Origin of the sequence: Paraburkholderia sp. GAS348, from assembly GCF_050434205.1 — a bacterium.
GTDB lineage: Bacteria > Pseudomonadota > Gammaproteobacteria > Burkholderiales > Burkholderiaceae > Paraburkholderia.
Genome location: NZ_JBNPVT010000004.1, coordinates 277,368 through 293,437, shown reverse-complemented (window position 1 = coordinate 293,437; position 16,070 = coordinate 277,368). Strand labels below are relative to the sequence as shown.

Here is a 16,070-nt window from a genome sequence, read left to right as displayed (position 1 = left end):
ATCATGGAATTCCTCGATCTCGGACCATTTTCTCGTGCGTCCGGCACGGTTCGTTTGCCCGGTTCGAAAAGCATTTCGAACCGCGTACTGCTGCTCGCGGCGCTAGCCGAAGGCGAAACGACGATCACGAATCTGCTCGACTCCGACGACACCCGCGTAATGCTCGACGCGCTCGAAAAGCTTGGTGTGCGCTTGACGCGCGAGGGCGACAGCTGTGTCGTGACCGGCACGCGTGGTGCCTTCACGGCGCGCACGGCCGATCTGTTCCTCGGCAATGCCGGCACGGCGGTGCGCCCGCTAACCGCGGCGCTCGCGGTGAATGGCGGCGACTATCGCATTCACGGCGTGCCGCGCATGCACGAGCGGCCGATCGGGGACCTGGTCGACGGCTTGCGGCAGATCGGCGCGAAGATCGACTACGAAGAGAATGAAGGCTATCCACCGCTGCGGATTCGCCCGGCGCAAATCGCGGCCGACGCACCGATCCGCGTGCGTGGCGACGTGTCGAGCCAATTCCTGACTTCGCTGCTGATGACGTTGCCGCTGTTGCGCACGGAAAGCGGCGTGACCACCGTGCAGGTGGACGGCGAGCTGATCTCGAAGCCGTACATCGAGATCACGATCAAGCTGATGGAGCGCTTCGGCATCAAGGTCGAGCGCAACGGCTGGCATCAGTTCGTCGTGCCGGCGGGGCAGCGCTATCAATCGCCGGGCACCATCATGGTGGAGGGCGATGCGTCGTCGGCGTCGTATTTCCTCGCTGCGGGCGCACTCGGCGGCGGCCCGTTGCGGGTGGAGGGCGTGGGCCGCGCCAGCATTCAGGGCGACGTCGGCTTTGCCGATGCGCTCATCAAGATGGGCGCGAACCTGCAGATGGGCGACGACTGGATCGAAGTGCGCGGCGTCGGCAACGACAGCGGCAAGCTCGATCCGATCGACATGGACTTCAACCTGATTCCCGATGCTGCGATGACGATTGCCGTCGCCGCGCTGTTCGCGGACGGCACGACCACACTGCGCAACATCGCGAGCTGGCGTGTGAAGGAAACCGACCGGATCGCCGCCATGGCCACCGAACTGCGCAAGGTCGGCGCAAAGGTGCAGGAAGGCGAGGATTTCCTCGTCGTCACGCCGCCTGAAGAACTGATTCCGAACGCCTCGATCGACACCTACGACGATCACCGTATGGCGATGTGCTTCTCGCTCGTGAGCCTGGGCGGCGTGCCGATCCGGATCAACGACCCGAAGTGCGTCGGCAAGACGTTCCCCGATTATTTCGAGCGCTTCACCGCGCTCGCTCAACCCTGATTCGCTTCTGAATCGACTGACGCGCGACTTTTTCGATGAAACCGATCCGTCCCTTTCACCAAACGCCCGTCATTGCGATCGACGGCCCCAGCGCCTCGGGCAAAGGCACCGTGGCCGCGCTGGTTGCCGCGAATCTCGGCTTCCATTTGCTGGACAGCGGCGCGCTGTACCGGCTCGCTGCGCTCGCCAGCATGCGCTACAGCATCGCGGCGGATGACGTCGACGCGCTAGTCAAACTGATCGACGATCTGCACATCACCTTTCGCGAGGGGCTGGCGCAGTTGGACGGCGCCGACGTATCCGCCGACATTCGCGCCGAGGAGGTCGGCAGCCGCGCCTCGGCGATTGCCGTGCACGCGCCCGTGCGAACCGCGCTGGTGGCCCGTCAGCGAGCTTTCCGTAAGGAACCGGGGCTGGTTGCCGACGGCCGCGATATGGGCACGGTGATCTTCCAGGACGCCGTGTTGAAGGTGTTCATGACCGCCAGCGTCGAGGCTCGTGCGGCGCGCCGGCATAAGCAATTGATCCAAAAAGGATTTTCTGCTAATATAGATGACTTGCTCCGGGATTTGCGTGAGCGCGACGAGCGTGACAGTCAGCGCGCGGCCGCGCCGCTCAAGCCCGCAGCGGATGCAAAGCTGCTTGATACCTCCGCATTGTCCATCGACCAGGCGGTCGAACAGGTGGTGCAGTGGTATGAAGCATGGGTTCCGCATGCTTGAAATTTAAGTGGCGGGCGCAGTAGAAGTAGTGTTGTCAGTAGGTGCTCCGCGTGTGTCGTGGAGCGTGTATTAACCCCTTAACCCCGCGTGGCATTCGCTTTCTTGGCCGTTGTTGCTGACCATCCGGCCAGCCGGGCACCGCGAGAACCATGCAAATTTTGATTTTTATGTCCGACCTGCAAACTTCCAACCCGAATACCGAATCTTTTGCGGCTCTGTTCGAAGAGTCGCTGACCAAGCAAGACATGCGCGCTGGCGAGGTGATCTCCGCCGAAGTCGTGCGTGTTGACCACAACTTCGTGGTCGTCAACGCTGGTCTCAAGTCCGAAGCCTACATCCCGCTCGAAGAGTTCCTGAACGACGCGGGCGAGGTAGAAGTGCAGGCGGGCGACTTCGTTTCCGTCGCGATCGACGCGCTGGAAAACGGCTATGGCGACACGATCCTGTCGCGCGACAAGGCGAAGCGCCTCGCTTCGTGGCTGTCGCTGGAAAAGGCTCTCGACAACAACGAACTCGTGACCGGCACGATCACGGGCAAGGTCAAGGGCGGCATGACCGTCATGGTCAACGGCATCCGGGCGTTCCTGCCGGGTTCGCTGGTTGACACGCGTCCGGTCAAGGACACGACCCCGTACGAAGGCAAGACGCTGGAATTCCGCGTCATCAAGCTCGACCGCAAGCGTAACAACGTCGTGCTGTCGCGCCGTGCCGTGATCGAAGCGACCCAGGGCGAAGAGCGCGCAAAGCTGCTCGAAACGCTGAAGGAAGGCGCGATCGTGGAAGGCGTGGTGAAGAACATCACCGATTACGGCGCGTTCGTGGACCTCGGCGGTATCGACGGCCTGCTGCACATCACCGACATCGCATGGCGTCGTGTGCGTCACCCGAGCGAAGTTCTGTCGGTTGGCCAGGAAGTCACCGCGAAGATCCTCAAGTTCGATCAAGAGAAGAACCGCGTTTCGCTGGGCATCAAGCAACTGGGCGACGATCCGTGGGAAGGCATTTCCCGCCGCTACCCGTCGGGCACGCGCCTGTTCGGTAAGGTCACCAACATCACCGACTACGGCGCATTCGTCGAAGTGGAATCGGGCATCGAAGGCCTGGTTCACGTGTCGGAAATGGACTGGACGAACAAGAACGTTGCACCGTCGAAGGTTGTTCAGTTGGGCGACGAAGTCGAAGTCATGGTTCTCGAAATCGACGAAGACCGCCGCCGTATCAGCCTCGGCATGAAGCAATGCAAGCCGAACCCGTGGGACGACTTCAGCCGCAACTTCAAGAAGGGCGACAAGCTGCAAGGCGCAATCAAGTCGATCACCGACTTCGGCGTCTTCATCGGTCTGCCGGGCGGCATCGACGGTCTGGTTCACCTGTCGGACCTGTCGTGGTCGGAAACGGGCGAAGAAGCGGTTCGCAAGTACAAGAAGGGCGACGAAGTGGAAGCGATCGTTCTCGGCATCGACGTCGAGAAGGAACGCATTTCGCTGGGCATCAAGCAGCTCGAAGGCGACCCGTTCAGCAACTTCGTTGCAATGAACGACAAGGGTTCGATCGTCGACGGCGTGGTCAAGACGGTAGATGCGAAGGGTGCTGTGGTTACGCTGTCGGCGGAAGTCGAAGGCTACCTGCGTGCTTCGGAAATCGCACAAGACCGCGTGGAAGATGCTCGCAACGTGCTGAAGGAAGGCGACAAGGTCAACGCGATGATCATCAACATCGATCGCAAGTCGCGTGGCATCAACCTGTCGGTCAAGGCCAAGGATTCGGCTGAGCAACAGGAAGCGATCCGCGGCCTGGCTTCGTCGGATTCGAGTTCGGCTGCTACCGGCACGACGAACCTCGGTGCGCTGCTGAAGGCCAAGCTCGACGGCCAGAACCAGTAAGCCTTGAGTTTTCTTGAGAGGTCTGCTGCAGTATGACCAAATCGGAATTGGTCGCCCAGCTGGCTACGCGATTTCCGCAGCTTGTACTTAAAGATGCGGATTTCGCGGTGAAGACGATGCTTGATGCGATGTCCGAGGCGCTTGCCAATGGTCATCGCATTGAAATTCGCGGCTTCGGCAGCTTCGGCCTTAATCGTCGTCCCTCCCGCGTCGGGCGTAATCCGAAGTCGGGCGAGAAGGTGCTGGTACCTGAGAAGTACGTACCGCATTTCAAGCCGGGCAAGGAATTGCGCGAGCGGGTAGATCGACGTTCGGGCGAGCCGCTGAAGGCCGATGAGCCGGATGACGAAGACCTGTAAATGCTTCGCTGTGCGGTTCGCAGCATGGCATGGTTAGCGTCAGCGGCCAAAGCCAGACGGCAAAAGACCAGAAAAAGCGCCTTCGGGCGCTTTTTTTTCGTCGGTTTTTCGTCCGTACTTTTCGTTCATTGTCGTTGTAAGTTCCGCTATCAGCCAGTTCCTGCCCAGCCGCGAGGGCATCCATTACAATACGGGTCACTTCGGCGCGGGCAACACCGTGGCGCGACGCGTCATCAGGCCGGCGTCACCCCGCAACTGCCGTCAAGAGACCTATTCATGAAATTTATCGTCTGGCTGATCCGTGTGTTGGTGTTCGTGCTCCTGCTGGTGCTCGCGCTCTCCAATACACAACCCGCTACGCTGAATTTCCTCGCTGGCTACGCGTGGCCGGCGCCTTTGATCCTGATCGGCCTCGCGTTCTTCGTGGTGGGGCTGCTAGCCGGGCTGGTGTCGTCAATGCCAGCCATGGTGCGGCTGCGCATGGAGAATGGCCGGCTCAAGCGCGAGTTGCGTGTGGCGCGCGAAACCCCGGTAGTGGTTGAACAACCGCCCATGCCGCCGCTGATCTAAATTGTCTTCTGCCGTGTTTCTGAAGCGCGGCTTTCCGTTCCCGCCGTCTCGCATATTTGCATTAATCGCATGGATCTAGACTTCTGGTGGCTGCTTGTCATACCCGTCGCTTTTGCGTTCGGCTGGATGGCCGCGCGCTACGACCTCAAGACGCTGCTGTCCGAAAGCGCCAACCTGCCGCGGTCGTACTTCCGCGGCCTGAATTTTCTGCTCAATGAGCAGCCTGACCAGGCGATCGACGCGTTTATCGAAGTCGTCAAGCTGGACCCGGAAACGATCGAGCTGCACTTTGCGCTGGGGAATCTGTTCCGCCGCCGCGGTGAGACGGACCGCGCGATCCGCGTGCATCAGAACCTGCTGAGCCGCACCGATCTGCCCGTTACCGAGCGCGATCACGCGCTCTACGAACTAGGCCAGGACTTCCTGAAAGCCGGTTTGCTCGATCGCGCGGAGGAGACTTTCCGCTTGCTCGAAACCGGCAATTACGCGCTGGGTGCGCAGCGGGCGCTGCTGACCATCTACCAGATCGAGAAAGACTGGGTTAAGTCGATCGACATCGCGCGCCACCTGGAAACAATGGGCGCCGAGTCGCTCGACAAGGACATCGCGCAGTTCTATTGCGAGCTAGCCCAGGAAGCGCTGCAGCAGAAAAACGCAGATGAGGCGCGCCGTCAGCTAGGTTTTGCGTTGAAGGCGAACCCGACCAATGTCCGCGCCACGATCCTGTTCGGCGACGTCGACGCGACGGCCGGTTCGCAAGAGGCAGCGATCGCCCAATGGCGGCGCGTCGAGGAACAGAATCCCGCCTATCTGCCGCTCGTCGCGGAAAAGCTGATGAAGGCCTATGAGGCGCTCGGCCGTCCGCAGGATGGCGCCGATCTGCTCATCACGTGGGTAGACCGCTATCCGTCGAACGATCTGCTCGACGTGACCTATCAGCACATTGCGGCGGTACGCGGGCCCGACGCCGCGCATGCGCTGGCGCGCTCGCAGATGCAGAAGTCGCCGAATCTGGCGGGCATGACGCGTCTTCTGGAAGCCCAGGAGGCTGTCGCGGAAGAGCCGCGGCGTAGCGAGCTTGAACTGATGCGTACGCTAATCCGTCAGCGCACCAAAAATCTGCCACGGTATACGTGCCAGAATTGTGGTTTCAGGGCGCGGCTGTTCTACTGGCAGTGTCCGGGTTGCAGCGGTTGGGAAACCTATGCGCCGCGTCGCGTCGAACCGATCACGGCGTCGAATTGATCGCGAATGCAATCGTATAGCTGCGCCGCAACGACGGTGGCCCGTCGGGCGGATTAGGCCGGGCGGGATCATGGCGGCCTTGTTCACTACGAGAAACCCTCACCGGAACCCTCTACCGGAAAGCGTATGAAAATCACCATTATCGGCACGGGCTATGTTGGACTCGTCACCGGCGCGTGCCTCGCCGAAATCGGCCATGACGTCTTCTGTCTCGACGTCGATCCGCGCAAGATCGAAATCCTCAACAACGGGGGCGTGCCGATCCACGAGCCGGGTTTGCTCGAGATGATCGCCCGCACGCGCAAGGCGCGCCGCATCACGTTTTCGACGGATATCGAAGCCAGCGTGGCGCACGGCGAGGTGCAGTTCATCGCCGTCGGCACGCCGCCCGACGAAGACGGCTCGGCCGATCTGCAATATGTGCTCGAAGCGGCGCGCAACATCGGCCGCACGATGAACGGCTTCAAGGTGATCGTCGACAAATCGACGGTGCCGGTCGGCACCGCCCAACGCGTGCGCGCGGTGGTCGAAGAGGAACTGGCCAAACGCGGGCTCGCCGATAGCGAGCAGCACCGCTTCTCGGTGGTGTCGAACCCTGAGTTTCTGAAGGAAGGCGCGGCCGTCGACGACTTCATGCGCCCCGATCGCATCGTGCTCGGCAGCGACGAAGACGAAGCCGGCATGCGCGCGCGCGAACTGATGAAGCGTCTGTACGCGCCGTTCAACCGCAACCACGAACGCACGCTGTACATGGATGTGCGCTCGGCTGAATTCACGAAATACGCAGCCAATGCGATGCTTGCCACGCGCATCTCGTTCATGAACGAGATGTCGAATCTGGCGGACCGGGTCGGCGCGGATATCGAAGCGGTGCGTCGCGGCATCGGCTCGGACCCACGTATCGGTTATCACTTCCTGTATGCCGGTTGCGGTTACGGCGGCTCGTGCTTCCCGAAGGACGTGCAGGCGCTGATCCGCGCCGCTAGCGAAAGCGGCCACAATCTGCGCATCCTCGAAGCGGTCGAGGAAGTGAACTACAAGCAGAAAGACGTGCTGGTGCAGAAGATCACGGGCAAGCTCGGTGAAGACCTGAGCGGCCGCACGTTCGCCGTGTGGGGCCTCGCGTTCAAGCCGAATACCGACGACATGCGCGAGGCGCCGAGCCGTCGCGTGATCGCCGAATTGCTGGCGCGTGGCGCCCACGTGCGCGCCTACGATCCGGTCGCGGTGGCCGAAGCGCGCCGCGTGTTCGCCATCGATCTGCACGATGCGCCGGAACAGCAAGCGCGGCTCACGTTCACGAGCACTCAGGACGAAACGCTCACCGGCGCCGACGCGCTGGTGGTCGTCACCGAATGGAAAGAATTCAAGAGCCCGGATTTCGTGCATCTGAAATCGGTGCTGAAGTCACCGCTGATTTTCGACGGCCGCAATCTGTACGAGCCGGACGCCATGACCGAGTTCGGCATCGACTATCACTCGATCGGACGGCCTTATGCCCAACCCTCTGAATTTCCGGCCGATGTCTCCAGCAATGCCTGAGGCTGCTCAGTCCGTACCCACGGCGGCACTTACCGTGGTGCCGCGCGAACGCCTCGGCGCGGCGCGCGTGCTGGTGGTCGGCGACGTCATGCTCGATCGCTACTGGTTCGGCGACGTGAACCGTATTTCGCCGGAAGCGCCGGTGCCGGTCGTGCATGTGCAGCGTCAGGAAGACCGTCTCGGCGGCGCGGCGAACGTGGCGCGCAATGCGGTTGCACTCGGCGCGCAGGCGGGTTTGCTGTGCGTGGTCGGCCACGACGAGCCCGGCGAGCGCATCGTGCAACTGCTCGGCGAAAGCGGGGTGGCGCTGCATCTGGAGCGCGATCCGGATTTGCTCACCACAATCAAGCTGCGCGTGCTGTCGCGCCAGCAGCAGTTGCTGCGCGTCGACTTCGAAAACTCGCCGGCTCACGAAGTGTTGCTCGCGGGTCTCGCGCGTTTCGACGACCTGCTGTCCTCGCACGACGTGATCCTGATGTCCGATTACGCGAAGGGCGGTCTCACGCACGTCACGCAGATGATCGCGAAAGCGCGTGCTGCGGGCAAGCCGGTGCTGGTCGATCCGAAGGGCGACGACTGGGAGCGCTATCGCGGCGCCACGCTGATCACGCCGAATCGCGCCGAGTTGCGCGAGGTGGTCGGACAGTGGAAATCCGAAGAAGATCTGATCGCGCGTGTGACCAAACTGCGCGCCGATCTCGAGTTCAAGGCGTTGCTGCTGACGCGTTCGGAAGAGGGCATGACGCTCTTCTCCGACGACGGCTTGCTGCACGCGTCGGCTGTCGCACGTGAAGTGTATGATGTCTCGGGCGCGGGCGACACTGTGATCGCCACGCTTGCCGCCATGCTCGGCGCGGGCCTGACGCTGGTCGAGGCGGTAGGACTCGCGAATCGCGCGGCCGGCATCGTGGTCGGCAAGCTCGGCACTGCCACCGTCAACTACGACGAACTTTTTCATTGATGCAGCCCGCCGGGTTCCCTGCTTTGCGCGCGTCCGGTTCAGCAGCGCAAAACCGGAACCCGCGAGGCGCCACCTGAATTTGTCGACCGGAGTTAGCGCTTTAGCGCTTACTCCGGTCCCATGCAAAGCTGTCGACTGGAGTTAGCGCTTTAGCACTTACTCCGGTCCCATGCAAAGCTCATTACCGCAGGATCATCATGACCCTCATCGTCACCGGCGCAGCCGGCTTTATCGGCAGCAATCTCGTGAAGGCGCTCAACGAGCGCGGTGAACAACGCATCATCGCGGTTGATAACCTCACGCGCGCGGACAAGTTCAAGAATCTCGTCGACTGCGAGATCCACGATTATCTCGACAAGACCGAATTCGTCGAACGCTTCAAGCGGGGCGACTTCGGCAAAGTGCGGGCGATTTTCCACGAAGGGGCCTGCTCGGACACGATGGAAACCGATGGCCGCTACATGATGGACAACAACTTCCGCTATAGCCGTGAAGTGCTCGACGTCTGTCTCGCGCAGAACATCCAGTTTCTGTATGCGTCCTCGGCGGCAACGTATGGCGGTTCGAGCCGCTTTGTTGAAGAGCGCGAAGTCGAGCAGCCGCTGAACGTGTACGGCTATTCGAAATTCCTGTTCGACCAGGTGATTCGCCGTGTCCTGCCCACCGCGAAGAGCCAGATTGCCGGCTTCCGCTATTTCAACGTGTACGGGCCGCGCGAGACGCACAAGGCGCGCATGGCGTCGGTGGCGTTTCACAACTTCAACCAGTTTCGCGCGGAAGGCAAGGTCAAGCTGTTCGGCGAATACAACGGCTATGCCGCCGGCGAGCAGACGCGCGACTTCGTCTCCGTCGAAGACGTGGTCAACGTGAACCTGTTTTTCTTCGACAATCCGGACAAGTCGGGCATCTTCAACCTGGGCAGTGGCCGCGCCCAGCCGTTCAACGACATCGCGAGCACGGTGGTCAACACGCTGCGTGCGTTGAACAACGAGCCGCCGTTGTCGCTCGCGGATCAGGTGCAGCGCGGGTTGATCGAATACATTCCGTTCCCCGATGCATTGCGCGGCAAGTACCAGTGCTTCACCCAAGCCGACCTCACGAAGCTACGTGCTGCCGGCTACGACGCGCCGTTCCTGAGCGTGCAGGAAGGTGTCGATCGCTACGTACGTTGGCTATTCGGCCAGGTGTAAATCTTTCGGATACCTCTTTAAACTGGAATCTCCCGGTTGGTGATGGTCGCCAACCGGTTGTACGAGGGAGATTCCATATGTTTCGAAAAATGCTGGTTACCGCGGCCATGCTGGCCGCTTTCGGCCACGCCTATGCGGCGGTCGACGTCAACACGGCTAATGAGGACGCGCTGCGCGGCATCAAGGGCATCGGCCCTGCCAAAGCGAAAGCCATTCTCGAAGAGCGTGCAGCGCATGGTCCATTCAAGGACCCGGCCGATCTCGGCAAGCGCGTCAAAGGCATGGGCGGGCATACCGTCGAGCGCCTGCAGGCGGAGGGTCTCGCTGTCGGTCCGGCTGGCGCGGCTGCTAACCCGCAGGCTGCGGCGTCTGCACAGACCAAAGGCGCGGCCGCTGCGGGCAATGGCGCCAATCCGGCCAACTCGAGCAACGCGGCCACTACCCCAAAGAGCAACGCCACTGTGGCGGTGAAGAAATAGCCTGACGCGGGCCGTGCGCGCGAGGCGGGTCACGTCTCGCGCGCCTGGTCCGTTACCGTCGTTCCCCTTCATGGTCGGAGTGGGTAAGAACACTCCTTCAGCTGTCATGCAGATGACTGGCTCCCGCGGTTCTCAGCCGCGGGCTTTTTGCGTGGTTATTTGCGCTGTATCTGCGGGCCCGATGAGCGCTATGCACTTAGCCACCTGGCATCGCTGCATCCATGCGGACAGAAGGGCCGCACGGCAGCCGCGCGCACGGTGGTTTAGAATCGATAGATTAAAGACTCCGCGCACCGACAGCACCAGAACCGACATGGCTTACAAAACGATTGAAGACACGATCGGCAATACGCCGCTCGTGCAACTCGTCCGGCTCCCTGACGACGAGATCCGCAGCCGCAATAACGTGATCCTTGCGAAGCTCGAGGGCAACAATCCCGCGGGTTCGGTGAAGGACCGCCCGGCGCTGTCGATGATCAAGAAAGCGGAAGCGCGCGGGCGTATCAAGCCGGGCGACACGCTGATCGAATCGACCAGCGGCAACACAGGCATCGCGTTGGCGATGGCGGCGGCGATCCGCGGCTACAAGATGGTGCTGATCATGCCAGAGGACCTGTCGGTAGAGCGCCGTCAGAGCATGGCCGCCTATGGCGCGCAGATCGTGCTGACGCCGGTGACGGGCGGCATGGAATACGCGCGCGATCTGGCCGAACAGATGCAGCGCGAAGGCAAGGGCATCATCCTCGACCAGTTCGCGAATCCGGACAATCCGGCCGCCCACGTCGAAGGCACCGGTCCGGAAATCTGGCGCGACACCGAAGGGCGCATCACGCACTTCGTCTCGTCGATGGGTACAACCGGCACGATCATGGGCGTGTCCACCTATCTGAAGGAACAGAATCAGGCGATCGAGATCATCGGCGCGCAGCCGGAAGAGGGTTCGCGCATTCCGGGCATCCGCAAATGGCCGGAAGCCTATTTGCCGAAGATTTTCGATCGTAGCCGCGTGGACCGCGTCGAGAACGTGAGCCAGGCCGCGGCCGAAGCAATGGCGCGGCGCATGGCCTCGGTCGAAGGGATCTTCGCCGGCATCTCGTCGGGCGGGGCCTGTGAGGTGGCGCTGCGCGTCGCGCGTCAGGTCGAGAACGCGACGATCGTATTTATCGTCTGCGATCGGGGCGACCGGTATCTGTCGACGGGTGTATTCCCGGCTTGATTGCGCTTCGGCGAGTTGAGCGGCCCTCAATCTTGGGTGGCCAATAAAAAAGCGCCGGTCGACCCGGCGCTTTTTTGTGTCGCATGCTACCCGTTCGTGACGCGGTGAGTGTCTGGCAACGGAGTGTCTGACGCCCGCCGCTCAGCTTATTGCGAAGCCGCGCCTGGCGCCGCCGCATTGCTGCTGGCGTTCGCCGCGTCGCTCGCCACCATCTGCGCTTTGACCCGCTGGCCCAATTGATAAACCGCCAGTGCGTAGAAGAAACTGCGGTTATAGCGCGTCAGCACATAGAAGTTCTTCAAGCCCAGCATGTACTCCGTACCACGGCCCGGCGACGGCAGATCCACCACCGTCACCGACGTGGCGGCCTCCGACGCGATATCGACGCCCGGCTCGTCCAGCAGCAGCCCGGCCCGGAGCAATTGGTCCAGCGGCCAATGCGGCTCCGGCTTACCGTCGGCGGCCGCTTGCGCCACGCCCAGGCTGCCGGCGTCCATGCCGATCTTCCACACCACGGGCCGGCCGTTTTCCCAGCCATTCTGGCGCAGATAATTCGCCACGCTGCCGATCGCATCCGCCTCGCTCGTGCGCAGATCGATCTGCTTGTTACCGTCGTAGCTCACCGCGTATTGCACGATGCTGCTCGGCAGGAACTGGGGAATCCCGATCGCGCCGGTGTAGGAGCCGAGCACGGTGGTCGGGTCGATTTGCGAATCGCGTGTCCACACCAGGTAGTCTTCAAGATTCTTGCGGAAGGTCGCCTGGCGATCCGCGCGATTGGCGGTATTCGGGTAGTCGAAGCTGAGCGTGGTCAGCGCGTCGAGCACACGGAAGTTGCCCATGAAGCGTCCGTAGATCGTCTCCACGCCAATGATGCCGACGATCACTTCCGGCGGCACGCCGAACTCTTCATAGGCGCGTTGCAGCGTGGCCTGGTTGGCGCGCCAGAAACTCACGCCGGCGTTGATGCGCACCTGGTCGAGAAAGCGCGACTGATACACGCGCCAGTTCTTGATCGTCGGCGAAGGTGACGGCGTGACGAGCTTGACTGCGGTAGCCGAATAGCTCACGCGCGCGAAGAGGGCATGCAATGCGGCTTCGTCGAAGTCATAGCGCGCCGACATGTCGCTGATGAACGCGTCCACGTTCGGATTGTTCGCATAGCGCTGCGGAATGATCTCTTCTTCGAAGGTTTGCCCTTGCGGCACCGCCGGTTGCGGTTGGCTTTGCGCGAGCAGCAGCGGTTTTTTCGCGGCGCTTTGCGCGATCGCCGGACTGGTTGCCATGAACATGCACGATGCGACGGACAGTGCGGCGGCCACGGTCTTCATGCGTAGCCGGTTTCGTGCAGACAGAGCAAGCTTGACGGTCATAGTGAGCTAGGGGCGCAGTGCGAAAGAGACAGGGGAAAACGGATCGGGGCAGTATACCCGACGCCTTCCGCAAAACTGTGCCCGGCGCGTCGCAGTCGCATGGTGTGGTAACTTGGCAAATGTTGGTGCGCCCAGTGTGCGCGCCCCTGGACGGAGACACGCCGCGCGCGCTTTGAAAGCGCCGCGCCGCGGACGAGAATCATGGCAACTGGCTTTTATTCCCACGCCGATTGTTTGCTGCACGATATGGGGCAATGGCATCCCGAATGCCCGGCGCGCCTGCAGGCAATCGAAGATCAATTGATCGCGAGCCGCATCGACTCGCTGATCGAGCGCGAATCGCCGCCGCTCGCCGATGAAGCCGCGCTGTTGCGCGTGCATACGCAAGCCCACGTCGATTACATCCGCAGCCGGTCACCCACGGAGGGGCTCGCCGAAATCGATCCCGACACGTCGATGAACCCGCACACTTTGCAGGCCGCGTTGCGCGCAGCCGGCGCCGCGGTGGCCGCGACCGACGCCGTGATCGAAGGCCGCTATGAGAACGCGTTCTGCAGCGTGCGCCCGCCTGGCCACCATGCGGAGCCGGCGCGCGCGATGGGCTTCTGCTTCTTCAACAACGTCGCGATCGCCGCGCGTCATGCACTCGAGGTACACGGCATGCAGCGCGTCGCGATCGTCGATTTCGACGTTCATCACGGCAACGGCACCGAAGCGGCCTTTTCGGGCGATTCGCGGGTGCTGATGTGCAGCATCTTCCAGCATCCGTTCTATCCGTTCACCGGCGCCGACAATCAGGCGCCCAACATGTGCAACGTGCCGATGCCGGCGCGCTCGAAAGGCACCGCGGTACGCGAGGCGGTCGACATGATGTGGCTGCCGCGCCTGCATGATTTCAAGCCGGAGATGATCTTCATCTCGGCCGGCTTCGATGCGCATCGCGAAGACGATCTCGGCAACATGGGTCTCGTCGAAGACGACTACGCCTGGATCACCGACCAGATGCGCGAGATCGCGAAGCGCTATGCGCGTGGGCGGATCGTCAGCTGTCTCGAAGGCGGGTACAACCTGTCGGCGCTCGGGCGCAGCGTGGTCGCGCACGTGCGCTCGCTGGCCGGGATCTAAGCGGCCACGCCGCAGGCGTTGCGCGAGCGTCGCGAACCGCATGAATTCAACGAGGAGCGAGCTATGAATGCCGAGGTGCGCAGTGCTCCGCTGGTCGAAATCGAACACGACGCGTACGGCGTGCCGGGCGTCGTCCGATTGACGATGAACCGGCCCGACGCCTTTAACGCGCTCTCCGAAGCCCTGCTCGACGCGTTGCAGTCGACGCTAACGGCGCTGGCAGCGTCCAACGCGCGGGTGGTGGTGATCGCCGGCGCCGGCCGCGCGTTCTGCGCGGGGCACGATCTGAAGGAAATGCGAGCGGCGCCGTCGCTGGCTTATTACCAGGCCTTGTTCGCGCGCTGCACGAAGCTGATGCTGACGATCCAGCGCTTGCCGCAACCGGTGATTGCGCGCGTGCATGGCATCGCCACTGCAGCCGGCTGCCAGTTGGTCGCAATGTGCGATCTGGCAGTCGCTGCCGATACTGCGCGCTTTGCCGTCTCGGGTGTCAATCTGGGGCTTTTCTGCGCTACACCTTCGGTGCCGCTGTCGCGCAATCTGTCGCGTAAGGCGGCGCTTGAAATGCTGCTCACCGGCGATTTCATCGACGCCGCGCAGGCGAAGCAGCAAGGCCTCGTGAATCGTGTGGTTCCGGCAGATGCGCTCGATTCAGAGGTCGCGCGGCTCGCGAAAAGCATCTGCGCGAAACCCGTCGAAGCGGTGAGCGCCGGCAAAGGCCTTTTCTATCGCCAGCTCGAAATGGGCATCGAAGCGGCGTATCAGCTAGCCGGCCAGGCCATGGCCTGCAACATGATGGATGACTCGGCGCTCGAAGGCGTGCAGGCGTTTATCGACAAGCGACCACCCGACTGGAAGCGCTAGCCGGGTTGGGCCGTTCCTGGCGGGGCCGGGTCCGGCACTCAGGTCGGCGGAGGTCCGAGGCTCCGCCATGCCGTCAAGTGCTCACGCTTGGGGCAGCCGCTTCTCGATCCAGTCGATCAGCGCGCCAATCACCCGATCCCGGTCGAGATCGTTCATCGTCTCGTGATAGCTGTCTTCGTGCATCGTGAGCGTTTTGTCCGGCGAGCCCGCGTGCGCGCCGAAATCGCGGCTGCCTTCGGGTTCGGTCAGCTTGTCGGCGGTGCCGTGATACACCAGCAGCGGCACGCGTAGTTCCGCACGGCCGCGTTCGATGCGCGCCATCGCCAGCAACAACTCCGCGCCCGTACGCGCCGGAATCGCGCCGTGATGAACCAGCGGATCGTTACGATTGGCGTTCACCACGGGCTGAAGCCGCGACAGCAAAGCCGCGTCGATTTTCATCGCCGGGAAGGTCGGCCAGAAGCGGCTGATCACCTGGCTCACCTTTAGCATCCAGCGCGGCACATCACGGCCCGGCGCGAGCGCGGGGCTCGACAGGATCAGGCCGCTGAGCCGGCGCTCGCTTGCCGCGAGCCGTTCGATCGCGTACAGCGCCGCGACCGCGCCGCCCATGCTATGGCCCATCAGGAACAGTGGTGCGCAACTGGTCGCCGCTTCATCGAGCAAGGCCTGAGCATCGAGCAGATACTCGTCGAAGCGCTTCACCCACACGCGTTTGCCCGGCGCATGCCCATGTCCGCGCAAGTCGATGGCGACGAGTTCAATGCCGGCCGGATTCAGCCGATCCGCCAGCGCCGCGTAACGCCCCGCGTGCTCCGCTAGCCCGTGCACCAGCGCGACGGTGCCGCGCAATGGTGTCGTGGCGGGCCAGCGGTACAACGGCAGGTCGATGCCGTCGCTCGTCATGACCGTCGAGCGCCGCGCCGCGCCGCCTTTCCGGGCGGCTGCTGCGGGACGCACATTGCCTGGTCGAGTTGTTTCCTTAGCCACCGTTTGTCCTGAACTGGTCCCGATTCTGATTTGCCCGATCATAGTCGCAGCGGGTGCGCACGCGCGAGCATCTCGCGCCGGGCCGGCCTCTAATGCCCTGTGGTTATGAAAAGATCGTAATTGATTATTAAAGAGAATGACGGTGCTGCGGTAGAATTGCGCGCTCAAATCCTAATAAAAGCAACGGCGGCCGCTTGTCAGGAGCGCACAACGCTCGTTGGCGAACTCCGCCGTTTCGTTTTT

15 protein-coding genes are annotated in these 16,070 nt (G+C 62.4%); 13 read left to right on the top strand and 2 right to left on the bottom strand.

Features of this window, described 5'->3' with window-relative positions; translation table 11 throughout:
• Positions 1-3: 3 nt before the first annotated feature.
• The 11 genes from aroA (at position 4) to cysM (ending at position 11,475) form a co-directional block, all read left to right on the top strand.
• Positions 4-1,308, top strand: a complete 1,305-nt coding sequence (gene aroA / locus P3T22_RS09355) for a 3-phosphoshikimate 1-carboxyvinyltransferase (protein WP_429324809.1) — start codon at positions 4-6, stop codon at positions 1,306-1,308.
• A gap of 35 nt (positions 1,309-1,343) precedes the next feature.
• Complete coding sequence (gene cmk / locus P3T22_RS09350) at positions 1,344-2,030, top strand: (d)CMP kinase (protein WP_063496918.1); 687 nt, start codon at positions 1,344-1,346, stop codon at positions 2,028-2,030.
• Positions 2,031-2,179: 149 nt separating this feature from the next.
• Complete coding sequence (rpsA, locus tag P3T22_RS09345; protein WP_063496917.1) at positions 2,180-3,913, top strand: 30S ribosomal protein S1; 1,734 nt, start codon at positions 2,180-2,182, stop codon at positions 3,911-3,913.
• Between the two features lie 32 nt (positions 3,914-3,945).
• Positions 3,946-4,272, top strand: coding sequence for an integration host factor subunit beta (locus P3T22_RS09340; protein WP_063496916.1), 327 nt, complete (start codon positions 3,946-3,948; stop codon positions 4,270-4,272).
• A 276-nt stretch (positions 4,273-4,548) separates the two neighbouring features.
• Complete coding sequence (locus P3T22_RS09335; RefSeq protein WP_063496915.1) at positions 4,549-4,842, top strand: LapA family protein; 294 nt, start codon at positions 4,549-4,551, stop codon at positions 4,840-4,842.
• A 69-nt stretch (positions 4,843-4,911) separates the two neighbouring features.
• Entirely contained in the window at positions 4,912-6,087 is a 1,176-nt protein-coding gene (gene lapB / locus P3T22_RS09330) for a lipopolysaccharide assembly protein LapB (protein WP_063496914.1), read from the top strand.
• 126 nt (positions 6,088-6,213) lie between these two features.
• Positions 6,214-7,629 (top strand): UDP-glucose dehydrogenase family protein, encoded by a 1,416-nt coding sequence (locus P3T22_RS09325; protein ID WP_063496913.1) that lies wholly within the window; start codon positions 6,214-6,216, stop codon positions 7,627-7,629.
• Entirely contained in the window at positions 7,583-8,590 is a 1,008-nt protein-coding gene (gene rfaE1, locus P3T22_RS09320; protein ID WP_082855089.1) for a D-glycero-beta-D-manno-heptose-7-phosphate kinase, read from the top strand. Before P3T22_RS09325 ends, rfaE1 begins: the two co-directional genes overlap by 47 nt.
• A gap of 197 nt (positions 8,591-8,787) precedes the next feature.
• Positions 8,788-9,780: an ADP-glyceromanno-heptose 6-epimerase gene (gene rfaD, locus P3T22_RS09315; RefSeq protein ID WP_429324808.1), complete on the top strand. Its 993-nt coding sequence runs from the start codon at positions 8,788-8,790 to the stop codon at positions 9,778-9,780.
• A gap of 77 nt (positions 9,781-9,857) precedes the next feature.
• Positions 9,858-10,259 carry a ComEA family DNA-binding protein gene (locus P3T22_RS09310; RefSeq protein WP_063496910.1) on the top strand — a complete coding sequence of 134 codons (402 nt, stop codon included), beginning with the start codon at positions 9,858-9,860 and terminating at the stop codon, positions 10,257-10,259.
• A gap of 313 nt (positions 10,260-10,572) precedes the next feature.
• A complete protein-coding gene (cysM, locus tag P3T22_RS09305) occupies positions 10,573-11,475 on the top strand; it encodes a cysteine synthase CysM (RefSeq protein WP_007180896.1) in 903 nt (300 codons plus the stop codon).
• A 146-nt stretch (positions 11,476-11,621) separates the two neighbouring features.
• On the opposite strand, the gene mltB is transcribed toward cysM, so the two are convergent.
• Positions 11,622-12,806, bottom strand: coding sequence for a lytic murein transglycosylase B (gene mltB, locus P3T22_RS09300; protein WP_236720849.1), 1,185 nt, complete (start codon positions 12,804-12,806; stop codon positions 11,622-11,624).
• Between the two features lie 243 nt (positions 12,807-13,049).
• Here mltB and P3T22_RS09295 point away from each other — a divergent pair, with 243 nt between their 5' ends.
• The gene (locus P3T22_RS09295; protein WP_063496908.1) at positions 13,050-13,973 is read left to right on the top strand and encodes a histone deacetylase family protein; all 924 of its coding nucleotides are present in this window, start codon (positions 13,050-13,052) and stop codon (positions 13,971-13,973) included.
• Between the two features lie 63 nt (positions 13,974-14,036).
• Entirely contained in the window at positions 14,037-14,837 is an 801-nt protein-coding gene (locus tag P3T22_RS09290; protein ID WP_063496907.1) for an enoyl-CoA hydratase, read from the top strand.
• Positions 14,838-14,918: 81 nt separating this feature from the next.
• Here P3T22_RS09290 and P3T22_RS09285 read toward each other — a convergent pair whose 3' ends face one another.
• Positions 14,919-15,743, bottom strand: coding sequence for an alpha/beta hydrolase (locus P3T22_RS09285; RefSeq protein WP_236720958.1), 825 nt, complete (start codon positions 15,741-15,743; stop codon positions 14,919-14,921).
• Between the last annotated feature and the right edge of the window lie 327 nt (positions 15,744-16,070).

Bases quoted from the DNA above. Each gene is read 5' to 3' on its own strand.
- aroA (WP_429324809.1), top strand. From the start codon at position 4: ATGGAATTCCTCGATCTCGGACCATTTTCTCGTGCGTCCGGCACGGTT.
- cmk (WP_063496918.1), top strand. From the start codon at position 1,344: ATGAAACCGATCCGTCCCTTTCACCAAACGCCCGTCATTGCGATCGAC.
- rpsA (WP_063496917.1), top strand. From the start codon at position 2,180: ATGCAAATTTTGATTTTTATGTCCGACCTGCAAACTTCCAACCCGAAT.
- P3T22_RS09340 (WP_063496916.1), top strand. From the start codon at position 3,946: ATGACCAAATCGGAATTGGTCGCCCAGCTGGCTACGCGATTTCCGCAG.
- P3T22_RS09335 (WP_063496915.1), top strand. From the start codon at position 4,549: ATGAAATTTATCGTCTGGCTGATCCGTGTGTTGGTGTTCGTGCTCCTG.
- lapB (WP_063496914.1), top strand. From the start codon at position 4,912: ATGGATCTAGACTTCTGGTGGCTGCTTGTCATACCCGTCGCTTTTGCG.
- P3T22_RS09325 (WP_063496913.1), top strand. From the start codon at position 6,214: ATGAAAATCACCATTATCGGCACGGGCTATGTTGGACTCGTCACCGGC.
- rfaE1 (WP_082855089.1), top strand. From the start codon at position 7,583: ATGCCCAACCCTCTGAATTTCCGGCCGATGTCTCCAGCAATGCCTGAG.
- rfaD (WP_429324808.1), top strand. From the start codon at position 8,788: ATGACCCTCATCGTCACCGGCGCAGCCGGCTTTATCGGCAGCAATCTC.
- P3T22_RS09310 (WP_063496910.1), top strand. From the start codon at position 9,858: ATGTTTCGAAAAATGCTGGTTACCGCGGCCATGCTGGCCGCTTTCGGC.
- cysM (WP_007180896.1), top strand. From the start codon at position 10,573: ATGGCTTACAAAACGATTGAAGACACGATCGGCAATACGCCGCTCGTG.
- mltB (WP_236720849.1), bottom strand. From the start codon at position 12,806: ATGAAGACCGTGGCCGCCGCACTGTCCGTCGCATCGTGCATGTTCATG.
- P3T22_RS09295 (WP_063496908.1), top strand. From the start codon at position 13,050: ATGGCAACTGGCTTTTATTCCCACGCCGATTGTTTGCTGCACGATATG.
- P3T22_RS09290 (WP_063496907.1), top strand. From the start codon at position 14,037: ATGAATGCCGAGGTGCGCAGTGCTCCGCTGGTCGAAATCGAACACGAC.
- P3T22_RS09285 (WP_236720958.1), bottom strand. From the start codon at position 15,743: ATGACGAGCGACGGCATCGACCTGCCGTTGTACCGCTGGCCCGCCACG.